The sequence below is a fragment of the Streptomyces sp. NPDC006283 genome (assembly GCF_040613325.1).
In the GTDB taxonomy this organism is placed as follows: domain Bacteria; phylum Actinomycetota; class Actinomycetes; order Streptomycetales; family Streptomycetaceae; genus Streptomyces.
In genome coordinates this window covers 1-5,136 of record NZ_JBEXRZ010000332.1, presented here as the reverse complement: position 1 = coordinate 5,136, position 5,136 = coordinate 1, and the positions used below count along the sequence as shown (strand labels likewise).

The 5,136-nt window shown below is 67.9% G+C and carries 3 protein-coding genes, 1 tRNA gene and 1 pseudogene; 3 read left to right on the top strand and 2 right to left on the bottom strand.

From position 1 onward, the window contains the following. The first annotated feature begins 581 nt into the window (after positions 1–581). Positions 582–1,781 (top strand): serine hydrolase domain-containing protein, encoded by a 1,200-nt coding sequence (locus tag ABZ070_RS35250; RefSeq protein WP_356640038.1) that lies wholly within the window; start codon positions 582–584, stop codon positions 1,779–1,781. Between the two features lie 66 nt (positions 1,782–1,847). Here ABZ070_RS35250 and ABZ070_RS35245 read toward each other — a convergent pair whose 3' ends face one another. Both ABZ070_RS35245 and ABZ070_RS35240 read right to left on the bottom strand, forming a co-directional pair. Continuing rightward, complete coding sequence (locus tag ABZ070_RS35245; protein WP_356640036.1) at positions 1,848–3,089, bottom strand: cytochrome P450; 1,242 nt, start codon at positions 3,087–3,089, stop codon at positions 1,848–1,850. Positions 3,090–3,250: 161 nt separating this feature from the next. Continuing rightward, a pseudogene (locus tag ABZ070_RS35240) lies at positions 3,251–3,523 on the bottom strand (transposase family protein); the annotation flags it as partial. 885 nt (positions 3,524–4,408) lie between these two features. Here ABZ070_RS35240 and ABZ070_RS35235 point away from each other — a divergent pair. Together ABZ070_RS35235 and ABZ070_RS35230 are read left to right on the top strand one after the other, a co-directional pair. After that, positions 4,409–4,498 (top strand) — tRNA-Leu (locus ABZ070_RS35235). Between the two features lie 45 nt (positions 4,499–4,543). Beyond that, the gene (locus tag ABZ070_RS35230; protein ID WP_356640034.1) at positions 4,544–4,894 is read left to right on the top strand and encodes a hypothetical protein; all 351 of its coding nucleotides are present in this window, start codon (positions 4,544–4,546) and stop codon (positions 4,892–4,894) included. Positions 4,895–5,136 lie beyond the last annotated feature (242 nt).

Sequence of the window (5,136 nt, the reverse complement as noted above, 5' to 3'; positions counted from 1 at the left end):
GCGCGCATCCCGCACCGGGCGAGGGGCGGCGCCCCGGGTGGGGCTTGACGCGGCAGGACCAGCATGGAGCACGATGCCGGAAACATACGGTAAGTACCTATCTGCCTGTCTTATCTGTCGTGCCGGTGGGCATCGACGGCCGGTGGCGGCGGGGCGCCGGCGACGTGGTGCGAGGTGCCCCGCGGGCGGTGGCGTGCCAGGGGCCGGTGGGCAGAGGGGCCCGTCGCGGGCCATCGTCAACTCGCCGGGACGCGCACCCAGTTCCCGGGTCGGGCCGGGCGCGAGGTCCGTCCTGAGGGCCGTGGGGTTGGGTCCGGGCTGGTTCGGCCGGACCGGCCGTCGCCCAAGGCGGCATCCCGGCCCGGGGCGGGCCGTACGCCTGGGAACTGCCGGACGGGGCCTGGCCGGGGCCGGTTCGCGCCGCCATGCGGGGGTGCCCCGGCGGGCCTAGCGTGGTGGGAGAGGAGTGATGTCCTGGTCCGGATGCACTCGTCCGGACGCCCTCGGCTGGCAGGAGGTCTGCCGTGAGGTATTCGCAGATGTGTTGGCGCAGGGCGTGTGTGGGACTGGCCGCGGCCACGATGCTGGCCGTGCCGGCGTCCACAGGGACCGCGTACGGCGTCGCACCGGCCCCGGGGCCGCCCCTCTCCGCCTCGTCCTCCAGCGAAACCGACTTCCCCGAACTGGGCCCGGCCGTCGCCAGGCGTCTGGACACCGCCATCCAGCAGGTCCTGCGCGAGACGAAGGTGCCCGGTGTGATCGTCTCCTTGTCGGCCCCCGGCAAGGGCAGCTACGTGCGGACCTTCGGCGTCGCCGACAAGGCCACCGGCGCCCCCATGGAGACAGACCTGTACATGCGGATCGGCAGCACGACCAAGACGTTCACGGTGACCGCCCTGCTCGAACTGGTCGACGAGGGCAAGGTGGGTCTGGACGATCCGATCGCGAAGTACATCGACAACGTCCCCAACGGGGACCGGATCACCCTGCGCGACCTGGCGGACATGCGCAGCGGGCTGTTCAACTACACCATGGACGAGGGCTTCTTCAAGGCACTGACGTCCGACCCGCAACGCCCCTTCACCCCACAGGAGTTGCTGGACTACTCCTTCAAGCATCCGGTGCAGTTCCAGCCGGGTGAGAAGTTCGACTACAGCAACACCAACCTGATCCTGCTGGGTCTGGTGGTGGAGAAGGCCGGCGGTATGCCGCTGAACGAGTTCATCGAGCAGAGGGTCCTGAAGCCGGCCCGGCTGAGCCACACCGTCTTCCCGACCGGCGCCGAGTTCCCCAGCCCGCACGCCCAGGGCTACACCGACCAGACGGCGTCCGGCAAGGTCGAGAACAGCACGAACTGGAATCCCTCCTGGGGCTGGGCGGCCGGGGCGATGATCTCCGACCTGCGGGACCTGCGCAGTTGGGCCCGTACGCTCGCCACCGGCACCCTGCTGTCCCCCGAGACGCAGGCGCAGCGCCTCAAGACCCTCCCCACGACGATTCCGGGCGCCGGCTACGGCCTGGGCATCTTCGACGTCCAGGGCTGGATCGGCCACAACGGCTCACTGCCCGGCTACGAGGCCCTGACCCTCTATCTCCCCGAATCGCAGGCGACGTTGGTGGTGCTCCTCAACACGGACATCCTGCACGGCCAGACGGAGCCCAGCACCCTCTTCGGTCAGGCGATCACCCGCATCGTGACCCCCGAGCACGTGTTCAACCTGCCGGTCACGGCGCCGCGGGCGACTCCCCGGCCCTCGCCCCAGCCGTCGCCCCAGAGGTGAAACGGCCCGGGCCCGTCTCCCCGCTGAGCGGGGAGACGGGCCCGGACGCGTGCCGGCTGCCGGCGGTCACTTCTGCGGGGCGAGCACGACCGGCAGTTCCGCGAGGCCGCGGAAGGCCGGGAAGGGGACCTCCATCCACTTCGGCCCGGCCTCAGGAGCGGCCAGAGCGATCCCGGGGAACCGGCTGAACAGGCTGGTGAGGGCCAGCTGCATCTCCAGCCGCGCCAGCGGTGCGCCCAGGCAGTAGTGGCTGCCGTGGCCGAACCCCAGATGGGCGCTCTGCGCGTTTCCGGGCCGCCGCACGTCGAACTCGTCCGGGGCGTCGAACTTCAGCGGGTCGCGGTTCGCCGAAAGCAGCGCGATCTGCACCAGGGCGCCCTTGGGGATCCGGGTGCCGCCGATCTCCACGTCCTCGGTCGCGTACCGGAACGTCGCGCTCTCCACCGAGCCGTCGTACCGCACCAGCTCCTCCACCGCGGGGCCGACCAGCTCCGGGTCCTCCTGCACGGCGCGCAGCTGTGCGGGATTGGCCAGGAAGTGGTACACGGCGTTGCCGATGAGGTACGCGGTCGTCTTGTGGCCCGCGAACATCAGCAGGAACGCCGTCGAGACCAGCTCGTTCTCCGTGAGGCCGCCGTCCTTGCCCTGGGCCTCGGTGAGCGCGCTGAGCAGGTCCTCGCCGGGGTGCTCGTGCTTGCGCGCGATGAGATCGGTGAAGTAGGCGTGCAGGTCCTCCTCCGCCTTCTGCTGCGCCTGCTTGGACTCCTTGCTGAAGCCCGTCTGCGCCACCGTGGTGGACAGGTGCTGCATGTGGGTCCGCTCCTCGGGCGGTACGCCGAGCAGTTCGCAGATCACGGTGATCGGCAGCGGGAACGCGAACGCGGGCAGCAGGTCCAGCGCTTCGCCGGTGGGGCACGCGTCGAGCAGCCGGTCGACGATGTCCTGGATCTTCGGCCGCAGCGCCTCGACGCGGCGCGGGGTGAACTCGGAGTTGACGAGTTTGCGCAGCCGGGTGTGTTTGGGCGCGTCGGCGTTGAGCATGTTGTCGTCCAGCGAGACCGACGAGTCGCCGAAGATTCTCCGGTAGGCGTCCATGCCCCCGTACATGTCCTTGCTCAGCCGGGGGTCGGACAGTGCGGCCCGGGCGTCCTCGTACCGTGTGATCAGGTACGTTTCGACGCCGTGCGGCGGCTTCATCGGGCAGACGGGCGCCGTGTCCCGGAGGGCGGCGTAGACCGGGTGCGGGTTGCGCCGGAAGTCGGCGGTGCACTTCTCGGCTGCGACGGCGGGGTCCTGCGTGGTCGTCACGGACGGCTCCTGAGGTCGAAAAGGGCCTCGGCGTTGAGGCTCAGGTGCGCCGGGCTGAACGGGCTGGTGTCGACGTACATGCGCTGCAGGGCCACGGCGGGGTCGGCTGATCGAACGGAATGCCCAATCCTGCCGCCGTCCGGCAAACCCCCACTGAACTTTCATCCTTCGTAGTCGCAGGTCAGGAGGGTGTGGATGGCTTGGACGGTGCGGTTGATGCGGCGGGTGGAGCAGTGGGCTCGCCGTAGAAGCCGCCAGGTTTTGAGTTGGGCGAAGGCGTGTTCGCCGGGGGCTCGTAGTGGGGCGTGGTCGCGGTTGAACTGCTGGTACTGCTGTGGCTGTTCATGGTGGTGGTAGAACGGCGTCCGGAAGGTGGTGCCGGCGCCCTGGTAGGCGCGGCCCGCCAGTACGAGGATCTGCCTGGCGCGCACGATCGTGGAGGAGACCGCCCAGTTCAGGTCCTCGTCGGCGTCCGCCTGGGCCATCAGCGCGTGAACCCCCGCTCCCAGGTGCCGTCGACGGCCCACATCCGCAGCCGGAGACACCCCTCCAACCGGAGTTCTCGGGCAGGTGGACCCACTGCGATCCGGTCTGGAACTTCCAGGTGATCGCATCGATCACCTCGCGGTGGTCCCGCCACCGGCCACCCCGCTTCGGCCGTGATCAGGGAGTACCGGCTCGATCCGCGCCCATTACACGTCAGTCAACGACACACCCAAACTAACGATAACGATCAGATGATCTGAACGAAGCGGCCTAGGCGTCCATGGCGCCTCCCTTTCGGTAGGACAGGAAACGTAAGAGCGTGCCCCGCCCCGGAAGAATTGATATTCGATTCTGAGTAGCGATCACTCAAGAGCCTCCGCATTTTGAAATTAATCATTATTTGCGGGCAGGGGTGAAGTCGATCAAGTAAGGGCGAGGTGCAACTTCTTGGTGCGGCAACTCCTCCCGAGTAGCAATTGCTCAGGCCTCGACTGATTCATCCTATTTACCTTGTTTGCGCCATGCCCTCACTATGTGGCGACTGATGGGAGGTAACAGTGATCCATACCGGAGAGAAACAGTTGGGTGGACCGATTGGCTTGGAGAAATCCGGTCGTCTCTCGGTCCGCTCGTACGTCGGAGTATGCACGACGGCCAGTAGTGACCTGCTGTTCGACGGGCGAGGGCTGCCGTGGAGCGTGGTGGCCACAGCACCGACTCCTTCCGGGTAACTCACGGACCTCGCAAGCGTCGGCCGTGGATCCAGTGCTCAGGTCAGGCAGGCACTGGAAGGTGATCCACCTCCTGACCCGGCTGCCTGCAAGGCCGTTGCAGGGCGAGTGGCGAAATCAGGCAAACGCAGCGGTCTTAAAAACCGCCGCCCCTCAAGGGGTCTGTGGGTTCGAATCCCACCTCGCCCACCACGCGGTCCGCCTCCGCTCTTGTCTCTATCTCCGACTGGAAGGCCTGTGCTGCCGTATCTCAACCTCGCGCTCAAACAGGCCGCGCGTTCCCGATGCCGCTACCGGGTCGGGGCCGTCCTGGTCAAAGGAGGCCGCATACTAGGGCACGCATGCAATCGCTACCGCAACTGCGCCAAGATCGATTTCAAGCACGCCACGTTCCACGCCGAAGAGGCTGTCCTGCGCCGCAGAAACACACCGCATGGCGCAATCATCTATGTCGCGCGTCTGAGCCGGGCCGGGACCCCGATGCTCGCCCTGCCGTGTCCGCGCTGCCAGGACGCTCTAGCCGCACACGGGGTCGCCGAGGCCCGCTACACCACGGGCACCGGAATCGGCACCCTGCGCCTGTCCTAATGCTGTGACCGGAGACGCATGCCGACTGCTCGCGGCGTCCGGGGCGGGTGTATCGCAAGGCGGAGGGCCGCGCTCACGCACACCTGGCCAACGCGGCGAGGGCCGTGCCGAACGCCGCGAACCGGCAGGCGTTTCCGGTCGCAGTACTAGTAGGGCTTGGTCAGGTCGGTATGGATGCGGGTATGTCGCGGTGGCAGGTGGGGCAGGCGCCGGCCCAGGTGGCGAGGAGCGATTGAAGCTCG

What these genes read in the sequence shown, in the direction of transcription:
- ABZ070_RS35250 (WP_356640038.1), top strand. Translation starts at nt 582, where the DNA reads ATGCTGGCCGTGCCGGCGTCCACAGGGACCGCGTACGGCGTCGCACCG.